This is a genomic window from Kitasatospora sp. NPDC092286, assembly GCF_044755565.1.
Taxonomy (GTDB): Bacteria; Actinomycetota; Actinomycetes; order Streptomycetales; family Streptomycetaceae; genus Kitasatospora.
The window spans coordinates 1-26,109 of record NZ_JBIVRD010000053.1 but is presented as its reverse complement, the minus strand read 5'-3'; the positions used below and the strand labels follow the sequence as shown (position 1 = coordinate 26,109).

The 26,109-nt window shown below is 69.6% G+C and carries 27 protein-coding genes; 12 read left to right on the top strand and 15 right to left on the bottom strand.

Going from position 1 to position 26,109, the window contains the following annotated elements; all coding sequences use genetic code 11:
- Nucleotides 1–90 precede the first annotated feature (90 nt).
- A complete protein-coding gene (locus ACIQIB_RS35275) occupies nt 91–432 on the bottom strand; it encodes a hypothetical protein (RefSeq protein WP_400763024.1) in 342 nt (113 codons plus the stop codon).
- 682 nt (nt 433–1,114) lie between these two features.
- Between ACIQIB_RS35275 and ACIQIB_RS35270 the strand changes: the two genes are divergently transcribed.
- Nucleotides 1,115–1,318 carry a cold-shock protein gene (locus ACIQIB_RS35270; protein WP_031068443.1) on the top strand — a complete coding sequence of 68 codons (204 nt, stop codon included), beginning with the start codon at nt 1,115–1,117 and terminating at the stop codon, nt 1,316–1,318.
- An 831-nt stretch (nt 1,319–2,149) separates the two neighbouring features.
- Nucleotides 2,150–2,950: a hypothetical protein gene (locus tag ACIQIB_RS35265; protein WP_400763022.1), complete on the top strand. Its 801-nt coding sequence runs from the start codon at nt 2,150–2,152 to the stop codon at nt 2,948–2,950.
- Nucleotides 2,951–3,581: 631 nt separating this feature from the next.
- Here ACIQIB_RS35265 and ACIQIB_RS35260 read toward each other — a convergent pair.
- The 3 genes from ACIQIB_RS35260 to ACIQIB_RS35250 all read right to left on the bottom strand — a co-directional run bounded on the left by ACIQIB_RS35260 (nt 3,582) and on the right by ACIQIB_RS35250 (nt 4,878).
- Nucleotides 3,582–3,944: a hypothetical protein gene (locus ACIQIB_RS35260; RefSeq protein WP_400763020.1), complete on the bottom strand. Its 363-nt coding sequence runs from the start codon at nt 3,942–3,944 to the stop codon at nt 3,582–3,584.
- Between the two features lie 92 nt (nt 3,945–4,036).
- Nucleotides 4,037–4,441: a hypothetical protein gene (locus ACIQIB_RS35255; protein WP_400763018.1), complete on the bottom strand. Its 405-nt coding sequence runs from the start codon at nt 4,439–4,441 to the stop codon at nt 4,037–4,039.
- A 209-nt stretch (nt 4,442–4,650) separates the two neighbouring features.
- A complete protein-coding gene (locus ACIQIB_RS35250) occupies nt 4,651–4,878 on the bottom strand; it encodes a hypothetical protein (RefSeq protein WP_033824931.1) in 228 nt (75 codons plus the stop codon).
- A 508-nt stretch (nt 4,879–5,386) separates the two neighbouring features.
- Between ACIQIB_RS35250 and ACIQIB_RS35245 the strand changes: the two genes are divergently transcribed.
- The 3 genes from ACIQIB_RS35245 (at nt 5,387) to ACIQIB_RS35235 (ending at nt 8,010) form a co-directional block, all read left to right on the top strand.
- A complete protein-coding gene (locus ACIQIB_RS35245) occupies nt 5,387–5,590 on the top strand; it encodes a cold-shock protein (protein WP_030918248.1) in 204 nt (67 codons plus the stop codon).
- Nucleotides 5,591–5,957: 367 nt separating this feature from the next.
- The gene (locus ACIQIB_RS35240) at nt 5,958–7,496 is read left to right on the top strand and encodes a DEAD/DEAH box helicase (RefSeq protein ID WP_400763017.1); all 1,539 of its coding nucleotides are present in this window, start codon (nt 5,958–5,960) and stop codon (nt 7,494–7,496) included.
- Nucleotides 7,497–7,629: 133 nt separating this feature from the next.
- Nucleotides 7,630–8,010, top strand: coding sequence for a CBS domain-containing protein (locus tag ACIQIB_RS35235; protein ID WP_400763015.1), 381 nt, complete (start codon nt 7,630–7,632; stop codon nt 8,008–8,010).
- 123 nt (nt 8,011–8,133) lie between these two features.
- Here ACIQIB_RS35235 and ACIQIB_RS35230 read toward each other — a convergent pair whose 3' ends face one another.
- Both ACIQIB_RS35230 and ACIQIB_RS35225 read right to left on the bottom strand, forming a co-directional pair.
- A complete protein-coding gene (locus ACIQIB_RS35230; RefSeq protein WP_400763013.1) occupies nt 8,134–8,526 on the bottom strand; it encodes an STAS domain-containing protein in 393 nt (130 codons plus the stop codon).
- Nucleotides 8,527–9,063: 537 nt separating this feature from the next.
- Entirely contained in the window at nt 9,064–9,342 is a 279-nt protein-coding gene (locus ACIQIB_RS35225) for a MerR family transcriptional regulator (protein ID WP_400763061.1), read from the bottom strand.
- A 1,258-nt stretch (nt 9,343–10,600) separates the two neighbouring features.
- Between ACIQIB_RS35225 and ACIQIB_RS35220 the strand changes: the two genes are divergently transcribed.
- A complete protein-coding gene (locus ACIQIB_RS35220; protein WP_400763011.1) occupies nt 10,601–10,762 on the top strand; it encodes a hypothetical protein in 162 nt (53 codons plus the stop codon).
- Between the two features lie 28 nt (nt 10,763–10,790).
- Here the strand turns inward: ACIQIB_RS35220 and ACIQIB_RS35215 are convergent, their stop codons facing one another.
- Nucleotides 10,791–11,072 carry a hypothetical protein gene (locus ACIQIB_RS35215; RefSeq protein WP_400763009.1) on the bottom strand — a complete coding sequence of 94 codons (282 nt, stop codon included), beginning with the start codon at nt 11,070–11,072 and terminating at the stop codon, nt 10,791–10,793.
- Between the two features lie 262 nt (nt 11,073–11,334).
- On the bottom strand, nt 11,335–11,760 hold the full coding sequence (locus ACIQIB_RS35210; protein ID WP_400763007.1) for an Hsp20/alpha crystallin family protein: 426 nt from the start codon (nt 11,758–11,760) through the stop codon (nt 11,335–11,337).
- A gap of 546 nt (nt 11,761–12,306) precedes the next feature.
- Here ACIQIB_RS35210 and ACIQIB_RS35205 point away from each other — a divergent pair.
- Complete coding sequence (locus ACIQIB_RS35205) at nt 12,307–13,440, top strand: Fic family protein (protein ID WP_400763005.1); 1,134 nt, start codon at nt 12,307–12,309, stop codon at nt 13,438–13,440.
- Between the two features lie 265 nt (nt 13,441–13,705).
- On the opposite strand, the gene ACIQIB_RS35200 is transcribed toward ACIQIB_RS35205, so the two are convergent.
- Nucleotides 13,706–14,605 (bottom strand): hypothetical protein, encoded by a 900-nt coding sequence (locus ACIQIB_RS35200; protein ID WP_400763003.1) that lies wholly within the window; start codon nt 14,603–14,605, stop codon nt 13,706–13,708.
- Between the two features lie 335 nt (nt 14,606–14,940).
- Here ACIQIB_RS35200 and ACIQIB_RS35195 point away from each other — a divergent pair, with 335 nt between their 5' ends.
- Nucleotides 14,941–15,516 carry a hypothetical protein gene (locus ACIQIB_RS35195; RefSeq protein ID WP_400763001.1) on the top strand — a complete coding sequence of 192 codons (576 nt, stop codon included), beginning with the start codon at nt 14,941–14,943 and terminating at the stop codon, nt 15,514–15,516.
- 22 nt (nt 15,517–15,538) lie between these two features.
- Here the strand turns inward: ACIQIB_RS35195 and ACIQIB_RS35190 are convergent, their stop codons facing one another.
- Both ACIQIB_RS35190 and ACIQIB_RS35185 read right to left on the bottom strand, forming a co-directional pair.
- Complete coding sequence (locus ACIQIB_RS35190; RefSeq protein WP_400762999.1) at nt 15,539–16,864, bottom strand: serine/threonine-protein kinase; 1,326 nt, start codon at nt 16,862–16,864, stop codon at nt 15,539–15,541.
- Between the two features lie 67 nt (nt 16,865–16,931).
- Complete coding sequence (locus tag ACIQIB_RS35185; protein ID WP_400762997.1) at nt 16,932–17,450, bottom strand: transposase; 519 nt, start codon at nt 17,448–17,450, stop codon at nt 16,932–16,934.
- Nucleotides 17,451–17,656: 206 nt separating this feature from the next.
- Here ACIQIB_RS35185 and ACIQIB_RS35180 point away from each other — a divergent pair, with 206 nt between their 5' ends.
- Together ACIQIB_RS35180 and ACIQIB_RS35175 are read left to right on the top strand one after the other, a co-directional pair.
- Nucleotides 17,657–18,895: a hypothetical protein gene (locus ACIQIB_RS35180; protein ID WP_400762995.1), complete on the top strand. Its 1,239-nt coding sequence runs from the start codon at nt 17,657–17,659 to the stop codon at nt 18,893–18,895.
- A 28-nt stretch (nt 18,896–18,923) separates the two neighbouring features.
- Nucleotides 18,924–19,370: a hypothetical protein gene (locus ACIQIB_RS35175; protein ID WP_400762993.1), complete on the top strand. Its 447-nt coding sequence runs from the start codon at nt 18,924–18,926 to the stop codon at nt 19,368–19,370.
- A gap of 50 nt (nt 19,371–19,420) precedes the next feature.
- Here ACIQIB_RS35175 and ACIQIB_RS35170 read toward each other — a convergent pair whose 3' ends face one another.
- From ACIQIB_RS35170 to ACIQIB_RS35160, 3 genes are all read right to left on the bottom strand, one after another.
- Nucleotides 19,421–20,236 (bottom strand): hypothetical protein, encoded by an 816-nt coding sequence (locus ACIQIB_RS35170; RefSeq protein WP_400762992.1) that lies wholly within the window; start codon nt 20,234–20,236, stop codon nt 19,421–19,423.
- Between the two features lie 90 nt (nt 20,237–20,326).
- A complete protein-coding gene (locus ACIQIB_RS35165) occupies nt 20,327–21,013 on the bottom strand; it encodes a DUF488 family protein (protein WP_400762990.1) in 687 nt (228 codons plus the stop codon).
- A 21-nt stretch (nt 21,014–21,034) separates the two neighbouring features.
- Entirely contained in the window at nt 21,035–21,613 is a 579-nt protein-coding gene (locus ACIQIB_RS35160; RefSeq protein ID WP_400762989.1) for a hypothetical protein, read from the bottom strand.
- Between the two features lie 502 nt (nt 21,614–22,115).
- On the opposite strand from ACIQIB_RS35160, the gene ACIQIB_RS35155 reads away from it, so the two are divergent.
- Together ACIQIB_RS35155 and ACIQIB_RS35150 are read left to right on the top strand one after the other, a co-directional pair.
- A complete protein-coding gene (locus ACIQIB_RS35155; protein ID WP_400762987.1) occupies nt 22,116–24,368 on the top strand; it encodes a hypothetical protein in 2,253 nt (750 codons plus the stop codon).
- Between the two features lie 49 nt (nt 24,369–24,417).
- Nucleotides 24,418–25,713, top strand: a complete 1,296-nt coding sequence (locus tag ACIQIB_RS35150) for a hypothetical protein (protein WP_400762986.1) — start codon at nt 24,418–24,420, stop codon at nt 25,711–25,713.
- A gap of 66 nt (nt 25,714–25,779) precedes the next feature.
- Here the strand turns inward: ACIQIB_RS35150 and ACIQIB_RS35145 are convergent.
- Nucleotides 25,780–26,109, bottom strand: a 330-nt coding sequence (locus ACIQIB_RS35145; protein ID WP_400762984.1) for a tyrosine-type recombinase/integrase, incomplete at its 5' end; no start/stop codon positions are given.

Sequence of the window (26,109 nt, the reverse complement as noted above, 5' to 3'; positions counted from 1 at the left end):
CGCACCTCATCCCCACATCGATCAGTCCCGACCACGACGAGGGCGTCGACAGTGGTCGGCACCGGCGGTGGCGGAGCCGAGGCCCGGTTCTCAGCGATGCTGCCACAGACGGTGAAGTTCAGCGATGGCGGCTTCGAGGTGGTCGGCGAGGGCGAGGTCGTCGCCGGGCAGGGTTCGTTCCAGCCTCTGCGCGACGGCGCGGTGCAGCTGCAGTGACTCGCTGTGTCCGTCGGTGAGGAGGACCGACAGGAGCGGCTCCCCAGCGGCTGTCAGCTGGTCCACCAGGGCGAGCACCTGGATCTTCTGCGCCTGGCTGAGCGCGGGGAGCAGCTTGTGCCCGGTTCTCTCGTGCAGAGCGTTCCACGAGATGGTCCTCTGCTCGCGGGCGGTCTTTCTCAGTGCGCCGCGGACGGCGTTGGCGACGCCTGCCATGGGGCTGTTCTTCGCGGCGTTCCACCATGCCTGTGGGGTGGGATCGGGTGCCAGGGCCGCCGGCACCGGCTGGTCCGTAGGGGAGGCATCGGGTGGCCCGATCGGTCGCCGGGGTTCTTCGCCGGGGGGCCGGGGAGCGGCTGGGAGGGGTTTCCCTGCGCGTGCCGGCATGTGGCTCTCGTATGCGGGCCGAGAGGCCTTCAGCTTCGCGGGGTCGTCCACACCTGCGGGTGTGTCATCGACGCCCGCCCTGCCGGGAGTGGCAGGCTGGGTACCACGTTTCTCCATCCTTGACCTCTTCATGCTCCACACGGTGACTTGTGATCATTGTGCACACTGGCCGCCGGGCCGTCTCTCCCGCCCTCAGCTCGCAGGTACACCGCGATCGCCTGACGGCGCACGACCGTCAAGACTTCTGCCGTGCCGTCACCCGCGAGCAGCAGCTCCGAGAGCGACGCACCACGCGCCCGGTTTCCGCCCCGCCGTCGGGACGCGGAGCCTGGTAGGGTCTGGCGGGTTGCAGTTGTGGTCCCATGAACTCTGGTATGCGCCTGCTGGTTTGTGACGGCTGGGCGCATTTTCGTTTTCCCGGGTCTTCCCCTGGGCGGGCCATCATCGCCGCGACTCGGATCTGCGCACGCTGCCGGATCCGGAACAGTCCCTCGAAGGAGACAGTTTCTTTATGGCTAATGGCACCGTGAAGTGGTTCAACGCGGAAAAGGGCTTCGGCTTCATCGAACAGGACGGCGGCGGCCCGGACGTCTTCGCCCACTACTCGAACATCAACGCCAACGGCTTCCGCGAGCTGCTCGAGGGCCAGAAGGTCGAGTTCGACGTCACGCAGGGCCAGAAGGGCCCGCAGGCCGAGAACATCCGTCCGCTGTAGTTTCACGGGGCACCCGCCTGGCAGCGAGTGGCCCGCACCGCGTACACGCCCGGTGCGGGCCACTCGCCCTTGCCATGGCACCTTCCCGGCCGCTCAGGCCCGGGCTCCGACCGGTACGCGCCGAGCGCACGCCTGCCAACACCGTCCGCACCCGGACCCGGCACGGTGGGCGCTGCGCTCCGAGCCACTGCACTCACGCCGGACGCCGACTCCCGCTCCGCGCGAGTCCTTCCCACCGACCCACATGTCACATTCCTGGCCCGTCACCTGCGATCTCCCGCGCCCCGCGCCGCGGAGATTCCCCAAGACGTGCCGCCCGAGAAGGGTTCCTCGCATTCCCACTACCGACCGCTACCCGCACCACGTCGCCGTCTCGAGGCCGCTGCCCGCAAGCACTCCCAGGCGATCCTCCGCAGACCCCACCCCCGCGACGCACCTGCAGCCGATACCGCCTCAATCATCCTCCGCACCAAACGGGTTCGCCCAGCGCGCCTCGCACGCGCTCACCCGCCGCGCCTATGCCTTCCGGCTTCGGCTCGCCCTGGTGGTGGGCGGCATGTCGATCGACCGCCGGGCACCGAGCCGCAGAAGCACCGCATCGTTGACGCCGCCGCCGGACATGGTGCTCCTGCCGCTCTGAGGCAGGCAAGGACCCACGCCTCTCCCTGTCTCGCCGGGGAGCCGCGCACGGCAGGGCACCGGCCCGCACAGGCCGGCCGCCCGAGTCCGCCGGCCAATACCCGCCCGGGCATGGCGGCCTGCCGTGCGGCCCCGGCCGCTCACGCCTCCCGGAGGCCGACCCGCCCGACCCGCCCGACCAAGGGACGTTCAATGCCGTTCGAGATCACGCACGCGACCGCCCCGACGCCCGGCGGCGTCAGCGAGGCCGCCGTCGTCACCGGGCCGGCGTTCGCCTTCGTCCTGGACGGCGCCACCGCCACCGGAGCCACGACGGGCTGCGCCCACGATGTCACCTGGTACGTCGAGCAGTTGGCGGGTCTCCTCTGCGCGCAGCTGCTCACACAGGGCCCGGCCGGCCTGCGGGAGATCCTGCGCACCGCCCTGACCGCGCTGGTCGGGAAGCACAGCCAGACCTGTGACATGACGAACGCGGACAGTCCCTCCTCGACCGTCGCGGTGGTCCGTGAGCGCAGCGGCAGCCTGGACGTCCTGGTGCTCGGCCACTCGCCCGTGGCGCTGCACCGGACCAACGGAGCGGTCGAGGTGATCGTCGACGACCGGGCGGCGTATCTGGACTCGTATACGGAGGAAGCCGTACGCGGCCACCGCAACAGCGCTGCCGCCGGTGGGTTCTGGGTGGCCGGTGCGAAACCCGAGGCCGCCGACCAGGCGCTGACGGCCAGTATCCCGTTGTCGCAGATCCACCAGCTCGCCGTCCTGTCCGAGGGCGCTGCCCGCCTTCCGGAGCGGTACGGCTGGAGTTGGCCGCGCTTCATGGCCGAGCTGTCCGACTCCGGACCCGGCCAGATCATCGCCGTGACACGCGAAGCCGAGACCGGCACCGCGGCCGGGGCATTCCGAGGCAGGACCCACGACACCGCCGCCATCGTTCTGTGCCGACCGGCCCAGACGGCGCACGCGACACAGACGAGCGTCGAGACCAGATCCTGAGCAGTTTGCCGCAACCCCGGCGATGGACACCGACAGACATGAGCGCGCGTTCCTGGGTGAGAGGTTCCCCGAGCTGCGGAAGGATGCCGGAGGTGGCCTGATGGGCCACGAGAAGAGAGTGATCTTGCTCCGCTCGGACGGACACCATCGTTGTGGTGACCGGGCAGAGGGGACGGTCACTCACTCCGCGCGACTGCGGTCGTTGAGGCTGCTGTGCAGCCTTCATACGTCGTACCAGCTCTCGATCCATTCGAAGATCGCAGTCCGGCCGCTGCCCGGCTGAGCCGATCCGGTCGCTGGCCAACTCCCTTTCGAAGGCGGTGAAGAAGGACTTGGCAAGGGCATGGTCCGATGCAGCCGACCTGGAACCGAGATGACCGGGTGGCCCTTCGGGCACCGCTGGTGGGAGGCGGTGGGCAGGGCGTCGGCGACGAGCCCGGTCCGCAGGTGGTCGCCGGTGGCCCATCCGACGACCAAGCGGCAGGGATGTCGATGACGGGGCCGGATGGCAGGAGTGTCCGTCAAAGCGGATCAGGCGCACGCCACGTCACGCCCCGCTCAACGCTCAACGACTCCCTGGTGCGGGGACGTAGGATGCCACGCCGGACGGCTATGCGGTCTGCCGTCGCGATCAGGTGTCGGAGTAGCTGAGGTCGCCGATGGTCCAGCTGCTGATGTCTTCGATGGCGATGCGGTACATGCCGCCGGTGTGGGGCAGTCCGAAGTCGCCCTGAAGGATCTTCGCCCGGTGGAGATGCAGGTGGGTCGGCCGTGCGGGCGGGCCGTCGAGGGGCGGGGCGAAGAGGGCGGCGAACGGCTTCAGGTGCTCCGAGGCCTGGAGGACCTCCGCCACCCGCTCCCACCACAAGGTCACCGGCGCGAGCCTGCCGGTGATCACCGCTCCGGGGACCACCACGGTCAGGGACATCTGGTTGCTGTGCTCGGACTCGACCATCGCGGCGATGTCGACGAGCAGCCCGTCAGGGTTCGACATGCCCCCAAGAATAGGACACGGCCTCCATCGCCCAAGGGCCTGGGCGGCGACCGTGACGGCCACGGGCCTCGCGCCCGCCGCGCGGCCGGGGGCTACGCGGCGGCGCCCTGACGTGCCGGTCGGCTGCGCCGCGGTGCGGGGCAGAAGGGAGCAGTCGTGAGGGCTGGGGCATCGCCTGGATCGTGTGGTCCGGCGGTGACGAGGAGGTCGGTTCCGAGGGTGGTGACGGTGAAGCCCGAGGCGCCGAGGATCTCCGACAGGGCGAGTACGAGTGCGTTGCGGATGCCGCGGAACTCGGTGCGCCCGGCGGCGTCGGCGGGATGCGGACAGGCCTGGAGGGTGGGGCCGATCAGGTCCTGGCCGGGACTCCATGCCAGCACCAGGCCGGTCCCTGGACGCTGCTGGGCGGAGAGCCCGGCGGCCTGGTGCGGTGCTGGCTCGAACCCTCGGAGGGAGAGCACTGCGCAGACGGACTCAAACAGGTGTTTGTCATCCACGCGCGGAGTTTATCGCCTGCCCGGCCCGCTGTCGGTTGCCAAGGGCGGCTCGCCACGTGTCTTTCCGGCCACTGCAGGTGAGGCTCCGGACCGGATCGGTGGGCGCCGTTCGGCCCGGCCGGGGTGTGCGTCTCCTGGACGGCGCGCCGTCCAGGGGATGCACCCTGTGCGCTGCGGTGTTCCCGGCTGGGAGCCGCGTGCGTCCTGGGTCAGAGTTTGAACATCGCGGTGTAGGGCTGGGTGATGCGTTCCCGCCGCGATCCGAAGTCGACGAGTACCGCGATGTCGCTGTCGCCTTCGACCCCGACGGCCCGGCCGAGGCCGTACGTGTCGTGGGTGACGCGGTCGCCGACGGCGAAATGCTTGCGCGGCGCCTCGATCCGGGCCTTGAAGGGGCTGGTGGGCAGGACACGGCGAACTGCTACAGATTTCGTCATCCCCTGCAGTATGCGCCGAAAATCGCGGGAGCGGGCCTTTTCCGGCGTATTCGATTTCGCAGCTGCGGCAAGAATTTCGCGCACGCCGCCCGCAATGATCACCGGTCGCGCCGGTGGGCGCGGTGCGGGGCCGGCGTGGCAGGGCGGGCGGCTCAGGGCCTGTGCGACCCGCCCGTCCGGGTAAGCCGGGCAGCGGGCTCCGAAGGCGCTGCAGCTGGCGCCCGACCAGGCTGCCAATCAGGCGTGTTGACGGTCCTGCGGTCTCGTGGTCGGCGGCGCCCGGCGCGAGGCGCCGCAGAACCGGGGACGGAATGTCCGCCCGTGATGGGCCCGGGCCTGCTAGAGTGTCCTTAGTTGCAGTAGTGGTTCCCATGAACTTTGTGTGCGCCTGCTGATGTTTCGCAGGCGCCTTTTTGTTTCCCGGCTCTTCCCCGGGTGGGTGCTCATCGCGGCGACTCGAAGCGCGCGCTGTGCGGGCTTCGGGCAGCCCCTTGAAGGAGATTTCTTTATGGCTAATGGCACTGTGAAGTGGTTCAACGCGGAAAAGGGCTTCGGCTTCATCGAGCAGGAGGGTGGCGGTCCTGACGTGTTCGCCCACTACTCGAACATCAACGCCAACGGCTTCCGTGAGCTGCTCGAGGGCCAGAAGGTCGAGTTCGACGTCACGCAGGGCCAGAAGGGCCCGCAGGCCGAGAACATTCGTCCGCTGTAGTTTTTCTGCCACGGCACCCGCCTGGTAGCGAGGGGCCCGCACCGCGTACTTGATGCCCGGTGCGGGCCCCTCGGCATTGCGCCACGACGCGCATCCCCGGCCGTTCAGGCCCCTGGCTCCGCCACCGGCGGCCATCCCCACGCGAGACGAACAGCGCCGCGTCCGGATCGCCGCCCTGCCGTGACAGCTCACGGTTCGAGGTTCCTCGCTCCCGCCCCGCGCGGTGAGCGCCGACCTGAGGTGACGTGCCGCACGGTTTCACCGTCCACGCCCCGCACCACACTTTCGGCCCGTTCCCTCGAGATCTCCTGCCGGCGCCCCGCGCTGCGGAGCCTCCTCGCGACGTGCCGACCCAGGAAGGTTTCGCATGAACCGCTCCAGTCGCTCCCCGTACCAGAACACCAACTCCCGCTCCTCGGCCTCCGCCCGCTCCTACGGATCCCGCTCCGGAGGCAGCTCCTTCTACGGCGACCGGCCCGCCGGCGGCCGGAGCTTCCGTCAGGGCTCGTCCGTGCAGGGGGAGTTCGCGATGCCGGTGAGCACCACCCCGGCGCTGCCGGCCGTCGAGGCGTTCGACGAACTGGACATGCCGAAGGCACTGCTGTCGGTGCTGACCCGGCAGGGCGTCACCACGCCGTTCCCGATCCAGGCCGCCACGCTGCCGAACTCGCTGGCCGGCCGCGACGTGCTCGGCCGTGGGCGTACCGGCTCCGGCAAGACCATCGCGTTCGGCCTCGCCGTGCTGGCCCGCACCGCCGGGCAGAAGGCCGAGCCGCGCCGGCCGCTGGCGCTGGTGCTGGTTCCCACCCGGGAGCTGGCGCAGCAGGTGACCGACGCGCTGACGCCGTTCGCCCACGCGGTGCGGCTGCGGATGGCGACGGTGGTGGGCGGAATGTCGATCGGACGCCAGGCCCAGACGCTGAACCGGGGCGCGGAGGTCGTGGTGGCCACCCCCGGCCGGCTCAAGGACCTGATCCAGCGCGGCGACTGCCAGCTGGACGGGGTCGGCATCACGGTGCTCGACGAGGCCGACCAGATGGCCGACATGGGCTTCCTGCCGCAGGTCACCGAGCTGCTGGAGCAGGTCGCCGAGGGCGGCCAGACGATGCTGTTCTCGGCGACCCTGGACCGTAACGTCGACCGCCTGGTGCGGCGCTTCCTGAAGGATCCGGTCACGCACTCGGTGGACCCGTCGGCGGGTGCGGTCAGCACGATGGAGCACCACGTGCTGCACGTGCAGAACTTCGACAAGAACGCCACGATCGCGCACATCGCCTCCCGCGACGGCGGGGTGATCATGTTCATCGACACCAAGCACGGCGCGGACCGCCTGGTGGACGACCTGCTCGCCAACGGGGTGAAGGCCGCGGCCCTGCACGGCGGCAAGTCCCAGCCCCAGCGCACCCGCACCCTGGAGCAGTTCCGCAACGGCCAGGTGACGGCGCTGATCGCCACCAACGTCGCCGCGCGCGGCATCCACGTCGACGGGCTCGACCTCGTCGTCAACCTCGACCCGCCCAGCGACCACAAGGACTACCTGCACCGCGGCGGACGCACCGCCCGCGCGGGGGAGTCCGGCACCGTCGTCACCCTCGTGCTGCCCAACCAGCGCCGCGAGATGGCCCGCATGATGACCACGGCCGCCATCACCCCCGTCACCACCCGCGTCAGCGCCGGCGACGAGGACCTTGCCCGCATCACCGGCGCCCGCACGCCCACCGGCATCCCCACCGTGATCGCCGCCCCCGTCGTCGAACGCCCCCGCCGCAGCGCGTCCACGAGCCGCAACCGCCGCAGCCGCCCCGCCTACGCGGGAGCCGACACCCGCGCCACCGTCGTGGGCCGCGAGGGCCAGGGCTCCTCCGGCCGCCGCCGGGCACCCCGCCGCGTCGCCCTCGCCGCCTAGAAATCAAGCGCGGGCCCGGACCGTGCCCACGGTCCGGGCCCGCTCCCCGGCGGACCCCCGCCCGCCGTCCTACCGTCGTCAGTGCCCCGACCGCCGCCGGCCCCGGCGGAAACGACACCAAAGGAGTCCGCCGATGACCCTCACCCTGGACCGCACCGCCACTACCGCCACGGTCCGCGACCTCATGACCTACCCCGAGCTCCAGATCAGCGACGACGTCATGCTCGACGTGGCGATCCACATCCTGCACGGCTCCGGCGCCGACCATCTCCTGGTCCGCGACGACGACGGCCGCTGCGCCGGCCTCCTGACCCGGCGGCACCTCGCCCCGTTCCAGGCCCACTCCCGGACCACCGAGCGGACCCCGGTAGGCGACATCGTCCTCGACCGGGCGCCGTTCGCCACCCCCGACATGTCCGCTGCCACCGCGGCAGCCGCCATGCGCGCCCGAGGCCTGGCCGTGTGGCCGGTCGTCGACCACGACGGCCACGCCATCGGCCTGCTCACCCTCTGAACCCGCCCGCCGGCAGTCGCTGCATCCGCCTGGGGACGCTCCGCCTCCGCTCTCGACCCGTCCCCTCGCCCCCCGGTAGGCCCCCCGCCGTCCAGGCTGTGGACCCACCTGGACGGCGGGGCATCACAGGATCCTGGAATCCTCCTGCGCGGAACGGGCCTCCGCGGGGTCGGGGCTCACCCGAAGCACGTGGTTCACTCCGGTACGCCGCAGCAGGGCCGCTACAGGACCGGTCGGGTTCAGCAGGTGGAGTTCCATGCCCGTTTCGCGGGCTTTCAGGTGGGCACGGATGAGCGCGTTGAGTCCGCAGGAGTCGCAGAACGCCACCCGGGACATGTCGATCACCAGTTCCCGGAGCACGGAAGACGTGTCCAGGGCGCTGTCCACGGCGGCGTTGAACAGAGGGCCGGTGTCGTGGTCGAGTTCGCCCACCGCGTCGAGCACGCGGCCGTCCGTTCCCGTTCGCAGGCGGATGTCGAAGGCAAACGGATGATCGAACTCCGCAGGGACGGCCACGAGGTGCTCCTTGCGGCTCCGGTCTGCGCGGGCCGGGGTGCGCTCGCGTTGCGGGCGGCTGACCTGACGGCCCGCGTGCTGGGGCGCACCCGTACCGTAGCGACTGGGTGACGCCGCGGACCACCCGCTCAGCGCAAGGCGGACCGCCGACAGGAAGGTCCGGTGCGGGCAAGACAGGGCAGGGCCACATGGCCACATGCTGAACACGGCCTGGGCGATCCGGTCCCCGGGTGCCGGCCCATCGGGCGCAGTGGGAGCGCGGGCCCGGTACGGCCAACGAGAAGTAGGCCATCGGGCCCACGCCGCGGGGCACGCGTCATGACCCGGGCAGAACGGTAGTGGATGAACGACCCGGAAGTGAATTCCGGCGGGGAGGAGAGCTGTCCTACCGGGCGGCGTGGAACCAGCCTGCGCCGGTGAGGCGGGCCGTGCGGGTGGGAGTGGCAGGCCGGGGGTCGGAGGGCTGGTGTCCGGGGCGGCCTGCGGTGAGCACGGTGTCGCTCACCGCGGGCCGGTCTCGTCGGCCTGGTGGGTGGGTCAGGTGTCGGCTGCGGGTTCCTGTCCGGCGTCGCGGCGGAGCTGTTCGTTGATGCGCAGGGCTTCTTCGAGTTGGTCCTCGAGGATGATGATGCGGCAGGCGGCGTCGACGGGGGTGCCCTGGTCGACGAGGTCGCGGGCGCGCATGGCGATCCGTAGCTGGTAGCGGGAGAAGCGGCGGTGGCCGCCCTCCGAGCGCAGGGGTGTGATGAGGCCCTGGTCGCCGAGGGCGCGTAGGAAGCCGGGGGTGGTGCCGGTCATCTCGGCGGCGCGGCCCATGGTGTAGGCGGGGTAGTCGTCGTCGTCGAGGGAGTCGGGGGTATGCGGTCGGATGGCTGTCGTGGTCACTGCACCTCTTCTTGTTGTTGTGTCCGGGGACGCGCTGAGGGGCCCCGGGGCCATAGTGGCTCCCGGGGCCCCGAAGGGTTTTACACCATCTACCGGCTCTGGGGCCGGGTTCCTTGTGTCCGCACGGCCCCGGGGGAGGGGGCGTGCGGGGATCGCGTATGCGTGACCGGAAACCACCGTCCTTGCCTTGGGGTCTACGGAGTCCGCCCGGGCTGGTTCCTCACGGGCCGGGCGATCCTGATGGCGCGCTGTCCCTCCATTCATCCTCTGTACGGGCCGGTTACTGCGAACTTCGGTACTTCCAACTGCGTGGTGATACGACCTGCTCGGTACTGCTCACACGGGTACTGCGGTACTGCGAACTGCGTGGTAGTGCCAACTACCCGGTACTGCTGCGGCGGTCCCTGGCGGTCCCGCCGACTCCAGCAGCCAGCCCCGTCGCCCGTCCTGCTCGGCGTGGAACCCCACTGCCGGACTCCTGGTGCGCGCGCCCGCAGTCTGGGCGCCTTCACCGGGATACCGCGTACTGCGACTGCCGGTACTGCGAACTCAACTTCACCTACGAGTAGTGCACTTGCTGAACTGCGGTACCGCTCAGTGGTGGCCCCTGATGCCTGCCGGCCACCTGGCCCGGTCGCCAGTCCCGTCACCGTTCTGCACCTGCTGTGGCTCCGGGACTCCGCTACCGCGCCGCCTTCTTCACGCCCACCTGCCCGGCGTGTCCTGCGTCCTGCTCAACTGCTGGGTACTGCGTACTGCCCTTGCTGAACTGCGGTACCGCTGGGTAGCGGCCCCTGATACCTGCGGGCCGCCCTGCCCGGCCACCGGTCCCGTCGCCTTACTGCACCATCCCTGGCTTCAGGACCCTGCAACCGTGCCGACCTGCGAACTTCTGAACTGCTGCCCGCCAGTTCGTGTCTGGCGGGTACCGCTTGATCTCGTCTACGAGAGAAACACTAACCACGGTGCGCGGCAATGTCTACTCCGGCGGGCACAGATTTTTCGGTACCGGTCGGGGAGGTAGTCTTCGCCCCGCACGAGGCGGGGCGGCCGGTCGCCGCAGCCGCACCCGGACAAGGAACGCCGCGTCCGGCGGCCCGGGATCACGAGTAGACGGGAGGCGAGCGGTGGAAGGGCCGCAGGCCGCGCGGCAGGAGCGCACCCCAGACCCCATGCCCAGGCGGCGCTGATGGTGGCCATCGCCGAGGCGGTGCGCGACCAGGACGAGCGGGTTCTGCGCCGGCTGCTGGCCCGCTTCGCCGAACAGGCCGCCATCACGGACCTGCCCGCCCTGCGCGACGCCCTCGACACCACCCGGCAGCACAGCGACCGACCTTCGGGGGGCCGATAGGCCCGCGCCGGCCCGCCCCACTGCTGGATCAGAAGGCACGGGTGGCGGCGTCACAGGTCAGGCACAGGTACCCGGCCCAGCGCGGTGGATACCACCCCTGCCCCGGCCGCTGCGGACTCCACCGGTCGACCACCATGGCCGCGGTGTCCATTTCGCACACGGTCAGCGCCCCCAGGCCGCCGGGTGCATCCGGATCCGAGGGTGCGGCATGGACCCGCCGCACCGACAGGGCGTCGACCGGACTGCCCCCAGTCCCCAGGATGAGAGCGTCCAGCGGCTCTACCAGTTCGAGCAGAACCACGATGCCCATGGGTCAACCGTGCGCGCCCGCGCCCGCGGCCGCGAACGCGACCGCGCCCGGGGCGGGGAGGCCCGCGGAAGACCGCGCCGGCCGGCCCGCTCGCGGCCCGCCGCGCGAGTCCGGACCGAAGGAGAGAGGTCCGGGCCAGCACGGATAGGCCGGGCCGCGCCCACGGGCACTCGCCGGCGTCGCCGAGCGAAGCCAGGCAGGGCCCGGCGGCCGGTCGGTGTGGCAGGAGCGGGGAACGGACATCGAAGCCGCATCGCCGCGGTCAGGCGGAGATGGCCTCGCGTTCGCCTTTCGCCGTGATGGCGATCTTGCGGGGGCGGGCCTTCTCGCTGATCGGCACGCGCACGCTCAGCACGCCCTGGTCGTAGTCGGCCTCGATCCGGTCGGTGTCCAATGCGTCGCCCAGGAACACCTGCCGGGAGAACCGGCCCAGCACCCGCTCGTCCGCCAGCACCTGCGCGCCCTGCGGCAGCCCGGACGCGCGCTCCGCGCGCACGGTCAGGACGTTGCGCTCCACGTTCAGGTCGATGGTCTTCGGGTCGATGCCCGGTAGGTCCAGGCGCAGCACGAACACATCTCCGTCGCGGTAGGCGACCAGCGGCATCCCCGCCGGCTGGGACGCGGTGCCGACCAGCTGCTGGGTGAGCCGGTCGAGGTCGCGTAGGCCGCGCAGGGAGTCGGTGCGCATCAACAAGGGGATCAGCTCCTCACAGTCGTTAGCGGTCACGGGTGCCCGCGGGCGCCATGGCGCCGGACCTGCCCGGCTCTGTCTTCGTGCCTGGGCACCTCGACGAGAAAGTTATAGCGACGCCAAAGCTTTCTTGACAAGCTGACGCTCAATTTTAGCGAGCTGGGTGCGCGCTACCTTCGGCGTGCTGCGTCCGAAGGTCGCGGGTTTATGTGAGTACGTCCACCGGGCAGTTCGCGCTGCCGCGGCGGGGGCCACCAGGCCGACATCGGGCGACGGTACAAGCCCCCAGATCGCCTTGAGCCCGTCCTGCTGACGGGCGGTTCCCATGACCCGCACCCCTTCCCCTCGACGGTCCGCTCCAGCCCACCAACCCCCCAGCATTCGAGGATGTCCGCGGGCTTAGGTATGGAGTGGTAGCCGGCGTCGCCAGTGAATTCCTAGCCACCTGGCCCCGTGGAACACTCGTCCGAGGCGCGTCTGGTCGGCGCCAAGTAGGCACGGCGCTGCATTGACGTGATGATTCCATGATGGTGTCATGGCTGGATGCTCTATTCGCTGCCCGAACTCGAAGACGCCGATCTCACTGTCCTCGCGGAGATCGAGGAGATGCGGGAGCGGCTGCGCCTGCACCTGCGCACGCCCCGTCGGTGGGAGGGGCAGCTGCGGCGAAACCTGACCGCGCGGGCGATCGCCGGATCGAACACGATCGAGGGCTATGCGGCGAGCGTGTCGGACGTCGAGGACATCATGGTCGGTGAGACCCCGATCGAGGCGAGCGACACCGTCGCGGTCGAGATCGAGGGCTACCGGCAGGCGATGACCTACATCCAGCGCCTCGCCGAGGCCGGTGAGGACTTCGCCTACAGCAAGGAACTGCTCAACGCGCTGCACTTCATGATGCAGGGCCACCACCTGCTCAAGCGGCCCGGCTGGTGGCGCACCGGTGCGGTGTACGTCACCTCGGCCGAGGACCCGACCATCGCCGCCTACACCGCGCCGGACGCCGAGCAGGTTCCGGCCCTCACCGGCGAGCTGATGGAGTGGCTCAACAGGGGCGACCTCGACGCGCCCGGACTGGTGCGGGCCTCGATGGCGCACCTGAACCTGGTGGCGATCCATCCGTGGTCGGATGGTAACGGCCGGATGTCCCGTGCGCTGCACACCTTGGTCCTGGCTCGCGAGGGGATCATGGCGCCGGAGTTCTCCAGCATCGAGGAGTGGCTCGGCAGGGCCCGTAACACCTATCGCTACTACGACGTCCTCGGTGAGGCCGGCGGTCCGGTCTGGACCCCTGAGCGTGACACCCTCCCGTGGGTGCGCTTCTGCCTGCGCGCCCACCACCAACAGGCCCAAACTGTCGAGCGCCAGGTGAACACCACCCGCGACATCTGGGGTGCCCTCGACGAAGCGATCGAGCGGCAGGGCTGGCCCGACCGTATGCTCTACGCCCTCTACCCGGCAGCCATGGGTAATCGCCTGCGCCGGGCCACCTACCAGTCCGATGCCGAGCTGAGTGAGCAGCAGGCCCAGCGCGACATCCGCGAGCTCGTCCGTGCAGGCTGGCTTGCGGCCAAGGGCGAAGCCCAGGGCCGCTACTACCTCGCAGGCCCGGACCTGCCCGACGCGATCACCCGGGGGATCCGAGAGCCCCGGCCACTGCGCGACCCCTACGCGTGAGGTGGCGGCCACCAGCTGATTCGGGAGCTCCAGCTGTGCGGTCGTGAAGCCCTCCGGGGTCGGCATGGGTGCTCGCGCACCGGTGTGGGCAGGCTGTTCGTCCGACCGCGGGTCTGGAGACTCTCCCGTCTTAAGCCTCGCCGCCGCCATGCGCGACCTCGCCGCCCGGCACACCACCGTCACCTCGGCATGCCCGACTTCCGCACCACCGCCGGTCGGCTCACCCCTGCCAGGGAGGAGTGGCAGCCGTCCATGCACCAGCGGGTCAGGCGATGACGAAGGGAATGAACGCCACCTCGGCACGGGGAGCATTGCCCGGATCTCCGCTGCCCCGGACAACGAAACCCCAATGCCGGTCCTCATCGGCTCTGCTGGAGTCGAAGGACTCGCACTGCGGGTGGGAGCGGATCGCGGCGATGCTGTCGGCGATCCGGGCATCCGGATCCTTCTCCCGGTAGAACATCAGCAGTGACGTCCGGCGGCCGCCGTTGTCCGTGTATCTGAGCAGCTGGTCCAGCGCATCGGTGACCGACTTCGGCCCGGTGTAGAACTTGCACTCGGAGATCGACACGTTGCGGTCTCCGACTCGGTTCAGGATGTCGCTCTTGCCCTTGCCGTTCAGGGTCTCGCCTGTGGACTGCCCTTCAAAATAGGCGTTGAAGGCAACGAGCAGCACGTCTCGCAGCCGCTCCTCAGGCATGTCGGAGGTCAGGAGGCCCAACCGCTCCATCGCGTTGCGGGCACCCCGCAGAGGCCGGAGGGATTCCGCGTACGCCTTGGCTTCGTGCCGTGCCACTTCGGGTCGCCACTCGCCGACCGGCAGGATTTGGAGGGTCGGGCTGACCTGATAGCCGTCCCGGGTCAGCGCGGCTGTGATCTTCGCCAGCGTCTTGTCCCAGTCGTAGGAGCCGGTGCCCTCATCCAGCATGCCCTCGAACGCGCGCAGGGCCCGCTGGACCTGCCCCTCGTCGGTCCAGTCAACGCCTTCGGCGAAGGAGCTGAAGACCTGCTTGCGGGCTCCTCCCGAGCGAGTCTGCGTGGCCTCCACGGGAGAGAAGCCCTCACCTGTCCAGCATGCTCGCAGGGGAGTCAGATCGATGCTGGCGCTGAGCTCCCAGAAGAGCGTGCGCGTCCGGGCGCTGACTATCTCGACAGCTGTATCCATCTGGCCAGGTTAAGAGCCTGAACCGCCTCGGTGGCGACGTTTCAGGTACATCGCCCTCCGAACATGGAGGCTGCACCGGGGGCGGGTGCCGACACGCCCGACGACGCCCATCGCGTGGCGTGGGGGGAGCCTGCCGAGAGGCGGAGTGCCGACTGCGCTGCCCCCGCGCCATGGTCCGCAGTCGGTGGGTATGCGACCGTGATCCGCCCGCAGGTACCAGCCCAGTGAGCCGGCCAGGGGCGACCGTGAAGCGGCTGCGGGTTGCTCGATGACGCCTGCTGTGGCGGCAGATCACCTGCTGTCTGAAGCGAGGACCATCAATCCGCGGAAAGTCGATGGACACCCGCACTACCGTGAACTGCATGGGGTGGTCGTTGGGGTACTTGAAGCCGTCGCAGCCGGAGCTGCTGGACATGCTCTTTCTGTCAGCAGGCCGAGCACTTCATCTTGCCAACGCCTTCGAGTCCAAGTGCAAGTTCGTTCTGCGAACAGGCAATCTGGTCAAGGCCTTTGAGTCGGATCCGGTGGCTGCGCTCCAGGAAGCCGTCATTGCTCTTCCGCCTGACAAGATGCTAGGTCCTACGCTGCGCGATCTCGGCGACCGGCTGGCGCAGAGCACCTCGTGGGATGTCGACGTGCTCGACGCGGCGCGTGAGGCCCGCAACTTCATCGCGCACGAGGGCTCCAACGTGGGCGACATGTGCCATGCTGACGCCCTTCGAATTCTCGGGCACACCGCGCGCCTGAGGGCGGCGGTGTCGGATCTGGCCCGAGGGGACAACATCGTTTCCTTCTGGGTGTTCGGCATTGAGGAGCCGCGTGCGTCCTCGCCGAGGCATCTGATCGATGCCTACCCGTCGATGGTCGACACCTGGGTGTTCGGGCATTTCGGTGATTTGCTGGAGGCGTAGACCGGCCCGGTTCGTCCGATCGCTACTCGGGTTGTGCGACTGCTGCTCGGATGCGGTAGTCGACCCTGCGGTCGGCCGCCAGGTTGGAGAAGTGCTCCGCGCAGGCCGGGTGGCGGCGCAGTGATCGGGCGACGGTGGAGGCGGTGTCGCCGGTGATTGCCTGGAGCCAGGGCCTTATCCGGTCTTGAGGGTGCCACTGGTCCCAGAGGCCGTCCCATTCGAAGGCGCCGTCGCAGCACGCCTCCAACAGGTCGAGCTCGCCGGCGTCGGCGGCCTGACGGGCCAGGTCGAACAGCCACATGATGACGGAGTCGACATCGCCTCGCTCGGGGTGCCGGCTGGTGCTGCCGAGGAGAACGGCCATCGCGCGGGCGATCTCGGTGGCTGCTCGCGGATCGGTCAGCAACGCCGGCGCGATGAGACCGACCTCGAGCCGAGCCAGGACATCGATGTACAGATCCGCGTCCTCGGGGTGCCGGGCAGCCAGGCTGACGAGCGAGGAGGCCGCGTCACGATCGCCGGCCTTGACGGCCGGCAGGAGGGCTTCGGCGCGAACGATGGCCGGCTCCGGTGGGGCCTCGGTCTCGTGGGCGATGTCGGCCAAGAGCTCGGCGACGGTCTGCTGCCGGTGAGCCGGGTTCAGCTGGGTAGCGGCCTTCACGACACCCCGCCACGGCCCGGCCGCGGGAATCAGGGGGATGTTGGGGCTCGGATCCTGTCCGGTGAGGACCCATCCGATGAGCTGCCCAAGGCTGAAGACATCCGCTGGAGGGCCGGCTTGGTGAGCATCGACGGACAGCTCTGGTGGGGCGAACCCCTCGCTGCCGTAGGGCTGGCCGACGCGGGTTCGGTCCGCATTGGTGGTCTGGCCCCGCGGCCGGCGCCCCAGCCCCCAGTCGGCAAGGGTCCACCGGCCCTCCAGGTAAAGGATGTTCGCCGGCTTGATGTCGCGGTGAATCCACCCATGGGAGTGCGCTTCCTCCAGGGCCGCGCACACGTCCCGCAGCAAGGTTCGCAGGGCCTCGTCCTTCTTGAGGTCTGCGCGGCGGTCGACGGCGGTGGCTTCGGCCCAGGGCATAACGAACCAACTGTGGTCCGCGGCATGGTCTAGGACCGGCATGGCGTTCGGGTGCCCGGTGAGCATCGCGCCGATCTCGATCTCCCGCTTCATGCGCGCCCGGGCGGAGGGAAGTTGGGAGTTCAGCTTCTTGAAGGCGACCGGGATGCCGGTCGCCTTGTGCAGGGCGCGGTGCACATTGCCCTGGCCGCCTTGAACTTTGTCCGCCTCAAGGGCGTAGTGCCTGCGGTTGCCCGCCGCAACAGCCATGATCAAGTCGTAGCGGGCCATCAGTCTCCTTCGGCTGTCGAATGGGGGCTCCATCGCACCCGCCAAGATAGTCCAGCCGCCGTGCAGGTCATGCGGAGCGCTTCGCCGGCCGGGCCTCTGGCTCCCACGTGTACAGCCGCCACTCCCCGGCCAGCGGTTCCGGTCGTGGCGAGCCCGATGCGTCCTCGCGGATCCAGCGCAGGTACGCGGTGCGGATGCCGCCGTCGGGCCCGACGAGATCCGCTACGACGGTGGTGACAGCGGCAGCCGAGCAGGAAAGCCCGGTGATCACGAAGTCACTGATTCGGTGGTCGACGTAGGCGAGCCTGGCGGACTTCTTCCACACCCGCAGCTCGACCGCGGCCTCACCCAGCGCCTGGGTCAAGTCGGAGACCTGGGATTCGAGTTGCTGTTCCCGGGTGCTGGGGCCGGACTTGCCCGCAAGGCCGGCCCGATCGGACTCCAGGAACTGGCGCTTCCAGGTCCCGATCGACTGCTCGGACACCTTCGCCCGCCGCGCGGCCTCCGCCGCGGTCATCTCACCGGCCAGGATCGACAGCACGATCCGGACCTTCTCCTCCGGCGGCAGTGCCGGTGGCCTCACCATGATCGATCCGACTCTTCAAGCAGCAGGACCCGCAACAAACGAGCCCTGCCACAAAGTCTGACCCGCGACAGAACGTCCCTAGCATCGTCGCCGCCAAGCACCTGCAAGACTACGGACGGGTTGATCAGCTCATAATTGGAGTCAGTGCCGAGCTACCCGGCGCATCGTACCCGCCCCGGGTGCACTCACCGCGATCGGAGAGCATCGTGAAGAACAGCGCGTTGTGGCGAGTGGTTGACAACGAGAGTGGTACCCAGTCCATCGTCAGCACGCCCTCCGAGGCGGTCGCATTCGTAAACAGCCGGTTCGACACCGACGACGACGAGCCGTTCAGCATCACCGAGGTCGGCCCTCTCCTTCCGAAGCCGCTCGGGGTCATCACCGCATGGGCGGCCAAGAAGGATGACGAGCGAACCGACGGGCGAACTGCGCCGATCACCATCAGGCCGGTTGTGACGGATAACGCCACCGAGTGCGACGACGTCGTGCTCTGGGACGACGTGTATGTCTCGTGGGACCACGACAGGTACACCGTCGAGGACGGCTCCGAGTACAGCGAGGCCTACAGCGCAGCCGAGTTGAGCGAGATCCTCGACGAGTACGCCGGCGACTACGAGTACGTGCCTAAGCCTGAGGGGTCTGACAGTCACACGCTACCGAACCCGCAAGAGTTGATCCGCTACGGCGCCCAAGAGTGTGCCAACCGCTTCGGGCACCTTGACGACGACGCACTGCTCTGGCTCGCCGCCACCCGCATCACGCTCGCCCTGTGGCGCAACACACCCGTCGAGAACTGGCATGCCGGGAAGAGCCCGCTGCACGACGGCACGATGATGCGGATCAACGCGGCAACCACCCGGATCGTGCGCTCGATGCTGTCGTTCGACCATGTCGACTGGATTGCTGTCGGTCTCGCGATCGTCAACCCGTCTCGGGTCCTACCGACCGGGCAGTCCGTGCTCGAGATCGGGCTGACCTGCCACAACCCTGACGACCCGGTGCACGAGGCCGATCCGCGAGAAGACCTCGCGGAGATGGCACAGGGCGCGATCTCATGGGGGCGAAGGTACCGCCTTCACGAGAAGGAATTCGGCCTGCGAACCCTGATCGAGTCCCTCTCCGCGTTCGACAACGGCTGGTTCGGAGCACCGAGTTGGGGACGCATCGTCGATCGGTTCCTGACAGCTGTCGACGACCGGGAGAATGCGCACTGGCGCATACACCGGGACGAGCCCTGGTTCGACGAATGGTTCACCAACCGCCCGACCGACATTGCGGACACCACGGAATTCCGTCGGCTGCTCAATGCTGGGCCTGACCTGCTGTCCGAGGAGGCCGCCGAATGGTGCGTGGAAGGCGCCATCGGCTACATCTGCCAGGACGACCACGCGAATGGCTGCTGGCGGTGTGCTATCCCGCTGGCAACGGAGTCCCCAAACGAGTGAACGTGGGCACCGGCGTAGGAACGTACGGATGGATCGAAATCAGCGAAGAGGAGCCTCGCGGCTGCGCGGAGTCAAGAGCGGCCAGTCGGGCTACTGCAAGGCATTTGAGCGGCAGATCGAAAGCCCGGTCGGGGACCTGCTGGTCCTCGACCGCGTCTATCTCGACAAGCAGTGGCGCGGATTCGGCCTGGGACCGGTCGTCGCGGCCGAGGCCATCCGCAGGCTGTCTCCCGGGTGCTGCGCTGTTGCCACCTACCCGGCGATGGGCGAGTACTCGAAGGGCCGGGACGAGACCACCGACACGGACCGCAGGCGCGCGAAGAAGAAGATCGCTGCTCTCTGGGAGAGCATCGGCTTCGAACGGTTCCGCGAGGGAGTATGGCTGCTCGACACGGCCCAGCAGACACCGATCGACCTCCACCAGCAACACTGCGCACACCTGAAGGCACTCGCACACGCCTATCGGACCGCGTGACGCAGCTGAACATACGACTGACGACCCTGGCCAGGGGGCCGGGGGAGGGTTCAGAAGAGCGCGTCCTGGCGTGGGGCGGTGAGAGCGGCGATCGTGGGGTTGAACACGCCGAGGAGCATGAACGTCTTCGGGCGGGCGGCGATGTTGCCGACGAAGAAGTGCGTGGCCCGATCGGGCGTGACCGTCCTGGTCCACCAGCGCTCGTGCAGGACGTCGGTGAGTCGGTGGGCGGGGTAGGTGCGGCGGAACTTGCGCCACGACTGGCCGGCTTCCCAGTCGTGCAGGCCCATGTCGTGGCCTCGGCAGGCGTCGTCGTCGCAGTGGAAGCGGTAGCGGAACTCGTAGGGGACCCATTCGAGGGGCCGGTGGTCGGGGTGCAGCACGTCGGTCTGGTTGACGATGCCGTGCTGCTCCGCGCTCCACGGGGTGGCGTCGGCGAGGCGGAAGGAGTCGATGCGCGCGGGGCGGAACAGCCCGAGGGAGGTTCCGTCGGCGGCCTGGAGGCGTTTGATCGCGCACAGGGACGGCTGGATCAAAGGTCTGGCGAGGTCGAGGCGCTCGGACCAGCCGTTTCGGCTGCTGACGGTGCCGACGACCCGGAGGGTGTCCAGGTTTGGGCGCAGGCTCTCGGGTCTCCGGTCGGTGTGGTGGCGCCGGACATCGACCTCGACGACGGAGTACTTCCCGAACTGCTTCTCCTCGTCGAGCAGCCGGTGCGGTACGGGGAACAGCCGTACGTGCCGTACCGGGTCGGTGTCCAGGCGGATGCCGGCGACGCAGCAGGTTTCCAGGTACTTGTGCGAGACGTCGGGATACGTCTTGACGGTGATCAGGATGCGCGCTCGTTCCCAGCCCGATGCCGGCATGCCAGCCCCCCTGGTTCGACTCCTGTCACCATTGGGCGGGCAGGGTGTCGAATGCGCAAGAGTGCCTGTTCGGAAGGGAGTTGAAGCGGATCAGGCCAAGGCGGCGACGGGCAGCGCGGTACGCTGGTGCAGTTCCGCCAGCACGGCCTGGCGGTGGCAGCGGCTCTCGTCCTGCTCGAAGCACAGCACCGCCACCGAACGCTCGACCGCCAACTCGGCCAGCTCCTCCAGCTCCCGGCGGGCCGGCTCCGCCGCCAGGACGTCGGCGAACGCCGCCAGGCCCTCGCCGACGCGGCCGTCCCAGAACGGCGCCCGATTGTCCTTCGGGTTGCCCAGAGACCGCAGGTGCAGATAGGAGATGTCCGCCTCGGCCAGGGCCCCACTCAGCCGGGTCTTACTGAACCCTGGCTTGCGGCTGATCGGCGTTAGCCGCACGTCCGCCACCGCGTCCACACCCGCATCGACCAGCGCCGCCACGAACGAGTCGATCGTGCGGCCCTCGTAACCCGTGGACCACAGGCCTGGCACCGGACCCGAAGCCGCCACCAACTCGTCCACCGTCACCCCCAGAGCCCGCGCCAACGCCGCGACAGTGAACAGTCCGGGCTGCGCCACGCCCTCGGTCTCCAGACGGGACAGCGTGCGCAGGGGGACACCGGCTGCGGAGGCCAACTCGGGTCGGGTCAAGCCGTGCGCCTCGCGCAGCGCCCGTAGCTGGCGGCCCAGGCGATGGGCGCGAGCACGTTCGGAGCTATCGGCAGAGGGTAGACCAGACATGGCGGAAATCCTAACTAGTAGTCAGCTTGAGTCCGACGCCGCATCCCCGAACGGGTGAAGGTCGTGAGCGACGGTCGGGGTGGCGTAGTCGCGGTGTACGTAGATGGTGCTGCGACCGCGCTGCCGAGCGATCACGGTACCGTCGCCGAGCCACTCCTCGAGCCACCGGCTGCTTCCGCGCCACGCGCTCTTGTCCGCCTCCCCGATCAGTGGCAGGAGTTTGGTCTTGAGCATGCCGTCCGTGCCCGTCTCGCGAAGTACGTCGAGCAGTTGCGCCTGTGCGCGCCGCTTGTAGAGCTCGCTGGCGTTCGGTGACTCCCGAACGCGCACCGACGTCTCACCCAGATTCATTCCACGCGCTGCGGCCCAGTTCACGACATAGCTGTCGACGGAGGCATCGTCCGTGACGCCCAGAAGGTGCCCCAGGCACCGCAGGATCGCATCCTCGCGCATGGCACTGAGCGTGTGCTCCACGTCTTGGAAGGTTCCACCGTAGTGGCTGCCATCGTGAGCCTGCCGCTGCGCGTCTTCCCGGATCTGCAGGACGTCCCTGATGACGGCTTCAGCAGCATCGGCGGGTGCGGCGAACGTCTGTGTCATGGGGCTGACCGTATCGGAGACAGTGAAGGCCGGGTGAGTCCACCGGACGGGCGAACCAGGCAGCAGTCCCAGTTTCGCCGGCGAGCGCCGGCGAGGCGACGCTCACACAGATCCGCTCAATCCCCATCAGTGCCCAGCAGCAGCGATAGGTTCGGTCACCTCGTCTGGACACGGCGTCCCGGGAGAGGGTGACCGGCTGGCCGTCACGGCGTCCTCCTCGCTCACGGCTCGCCGAAGATTGGTTCACCATCCTGTGCCGCACGCTGGAGTACCCCCGCCTCGCCCGCCCGCTCCCCGAGGCTTCGCCACCTGCTGGAGCAGCGGCGACGGACCAGCGCCTTTGCCAGTAGAACCCTGACCTGCGGCTCTGATGCCGAGCGCAGGCTTCCTCGCGTGAGCACCGGGCAGATATCAATCCTCCGCGCTCCACCACGATGGTTTCCGGGTCACCTTGTCCGTGCCCCCGGTTAGGCTCGCAAGCCGAGACCGATAGGGGAGTTACGTGCTCGACAACTCACTGACCGCCGACGTCCCGCTCGGCCCCTTCGAGGGCACGCCGGTCACCGTCCACTCGACCAGGGGCAAGAGCGCCAAGCTCCACGCCACGACGACGTGTACCCAGCTGCGCAGCCGCGACATCGCGACGACCCAGGTGCCGCTGAACGCGGACACGATCGGCCGGATGTGCTCACGCTGCGCGCAGTCGGGCGCGTGGGCGCGGCCGAACACGGGGCTCGGCATCTTCCTGCGGGCGCTCGGCGGTATCGGGCTGCTGTACCAGCTGCAGAGCTACACGGCACCGGACCCCGACGACTGCTGGGAGCAGGACGAGATCCAGGCCGCCGCCGCCCTGCTGCGCACCGATCCCGTCGAGCCGACCGCCACCGTAGGCGCTGACGGCGAGGAAGAGGAAGAGCCGGCCGAAGAGGACTGGGAGGCGCGCGACGAGGCGAAGCGTCTGCGGGACAGCGTGCTGTCCACCTGGCGCGGTGCGGCTACCAGCCTCCACCTGGCTCAGGCCGCAGTCACCCTGTTCCCCTGGCTGGCGCAGTGGGCGGAGCCGAAGCTCGCCGTGAAGCAGCAGTACCTCGAGGTCCTGCGAGCCCAGGCGGCGCTGTTCGTCGACCCCGAAGGACTCATGGCAGCCGCCGCCGCGGCAGCCATGGAGGAACCCGAACTCCCCAGCGATGAAGCGGCGTTCAGCGCGATCGGTACCGGCAAGGAAGTCGGCACACAGTTGAAGGCGCTCTGGCACGAGTGGCGGGACAAGGCCGGACGCGGCTGGGAGGGGCCCAGCGCGCGTACCTACCTCGCCTACGGCCCCACCCACGGCATCCGCCCCAACCGGAAGGGCTATGCCGCGACCCGCGCCGCGGTCGACGGACTCGTCGCCTCCTGGGAGGAGCAGGCCCGGGACGTGGCCGCGTCCGCGGAGCCCGCCGCGCTGGGGTGGGTGACCGTGCGGCTGCCTGAAGTCAAGGAGGACACCGCGCCGCCCTGGCGCGAGCGTGGCTTCCTCCGCGACCTCGACGACTGGACGACCGGCGTCCTGATCACCTACCTCGCCAACGCCGACTGGGCGGGCCGCACCCTCACTCTGCGCGTGCCCCGGCTCATCGCCGACCGGCTCCTGTCCCGCTCCCACCGCCTCGACTGCCAAGCCCACCAGGACAGGCAGACCCCCGCCAAGCCCGCACCCTCGGCGAGCCCGATTCGGCCCGGGATCTTCGACGACACCCCGGTCCGCGGGCGCCGGCCGCTCACCGCGGACCATCTGCGTCTGCTGCGTTCGATGCGCGCCACCGCCGCGGACGAGCTGTACATCGTCTTCTCGACGGACGGCGGTACCGAGGTCCTGCCCCTGCCGGTACTTGAGAAGCGCCTGGCGCGCGGATGGCAGTGCTTCCTCCTCGCCGGTGCCTCGGACCTTCCCGCCGACGTGATCGAACCATGGGCCCGCGAGGTCGGCCCCAGGCCCGAAGACCGGGAAAGCCTCTGGCCGCAGTACCCGCGCAGTGCACACGACCCGCTCTTCGGCGAGGACCTCGGCCTGGCGCAGGGAGCCACACGGGCAGCCTGGCTAGCGTACGAGCACCAGGACGCGGAACGTAACCTGCGTCTGCTCGCCATGGCCCGCGGCGTGCGGGACCTGCGGACGCTGGACGGCGGGTACGACGACCACGGGCGGTCCCGCACCCTTCCCCACCCGGTGTGGCTGGGGCTGCTGGCCCACGCCGAGGATCTGGACCTCGAGCCGTTCGAGGCCCCGGACGCCGGCCGGTGGCGCGGCGGCGGCAGCGGCATCCCGCTCGGTGTCCTCGCCGACGTGCAGGTCTACACGACCAACGCCGACCCCCGGATCCAGGGCAAGGGCCACTCGCCGTTCTGCCCGCACTCCAGGGAACGCGGCGTTGTCGCCGGTGACGACCTGCTGACCGTCGCCGACCTGCTCGACAACGACGACTACGACTGGTGCAGCAAGTGCCAGGGCTACGCGATCCGCCGCCTGACCGACACCCAGCTGTCCTACTACCGCGCCGCCCACCGGCTCCACGACATCGCCCAGAGCCTTGACGCCGGCCGAGGCGGCCACGACCGCCTCGATATCGAGACGATCACCCGGCAGCTTGGTGAACTCGCCGACTGGCGGCCTGCCGGCGAGGACCACTGGTACACGAGCGGAGCGCGGCGCTGGAGGCGCATCGTCCACGAGCTGCAGGCGAAGGCGGAAGCAGCCGGCCGCGACATCCCGTGACAGCCAACCGCGCAGCACCTCGCACACGACCGCACCGAACGGGCCGCCCATGACCAGCACACCGTCCGAGACCCTGTCACCGCACACCACCGGCCCCCGGCTGCTCGCCAGGCTCACCGCGCCCCTCCGGCGCGCGGGCTGGACGGAGAACGAACTCTGGGACGAGAGCGACGAGGAGGACGACGAGCCAGGCCCCCGGCCCACCTACCGGGAGTTCTCCCGCTCGAACTTCCACATCAGCGTCAGCTGGGACCCAGCCGACGCCCAGCTCACCGTCGACGACCCGACCGAGCACTGGGACTGGGACGACAGCCTGCCCCCACTGTGCCCACTCGACCAACCCCTCACCATCGACCTGAGCACCCACCCCACCCAGGCCGCCAAGGCCGAGGCCGCGCGCCGCGCATTCGCCGAAGCCGGACTCCTCGACGCCACCCGCATCCACGTACCCGAAGACGCCCGGGAACTGCGCCACGACCTGGTCCTGCTGCTGTGGGCGGACACCATCCACGACGCGATTGCCCGACACCGGCGCGACGGTGACGGGCGGGAGTCCATCGCAGCACTCGGCGAGGAGTTCTCCGGGCGCCTGGGCGACGGACTGCGCACCTACCCTCTGGTCGTCCCGGACCCGGTCCCGTCGGCGGCGGCCCGCGGCATCGCCGAATGGTGCTGGCGCCGCGAAAGCGACGTCGAGGAGTGGCACTTCAAGATCGACGACATCACCATGGCCCGCGCCAACATCGCCGCCACCCGCGCCGTCATGCCCCACGTCCACCCCGAGGGCGTCGACTGGCCGGCCGTACGACTCGCCCTCACAGCGCCCACCCGACGACTCGCCGACGGCCAGGCCCTCGCCGACATCTTCGAAGAGGGCTGGACACCCATCCTCACCTCCGTCCACCGCGAGATCGACCTCTGGCAGCGGGCCGACGAGACGCTCGGCCCCGAAGCCGTCCTACGCATGCTCACCCTGCACGGTTCCCGCACCGAATCCGTCGGGGAATGGTGGGGATCCGGCTGGTACGAGACCGCCGCTCGCCGCGCCGTCGCACGCGCGGCGAGCAACGGCAGCCTGCCCGCCGCGGTGTCCACTGTCTTCCCCGAAGCCGAGCACCTGGCGGACACCGCGGCCACCCACCCCGACCTCCTCGACGACGACACGTTCGCCTGGATCACCGAGGCTGTCTTCAAGGAGGGATCCCTCCTGCGCGAAGTCAGGCTGCCGGTCCCGCCGGCGATGACCCTCCCGGACTGGGCAGCTCACGACCTCCTCGACATGCTCCGCCCGGACTCCGACGAGGACGAGGCCCCAGCTGCCGACGCCACGCTCGGGCGTCCCTGACCGGAGGCACGGCCAGAGACGCCCCACCCCGCCCAAGCCGCGGTACGGAAGCCCTTCGGCGCGCGGCTACGCCACCCGCCGCAGGACCTCACCAGGCCCGGGGACCGGACTCCGCCCGGCGGCGGCCCGGTCGAGCGCACGGGCCAAAGCGAGCACAGCTTGGTCGGCGGAGTCCTTGAGGAGGTGGCCGTAGAGGTTGATCGTGGTGGCGATGGTGGAGTGCCGCAGGGTCTTGGAGATGACGGCGACGGGGATGTTCTCGGCGATCATGATGCTGGCCGCGGTGTGGCGAAGGTCGTGCGTGCGCCGTGAGGCGCTGTGGTTCGAGTGGAGGTGAGAGGCCTTCGCCGCTGATCCTGTCGCAGCAGGACGGTGGAGCTGAGGGCAGCCTGATCC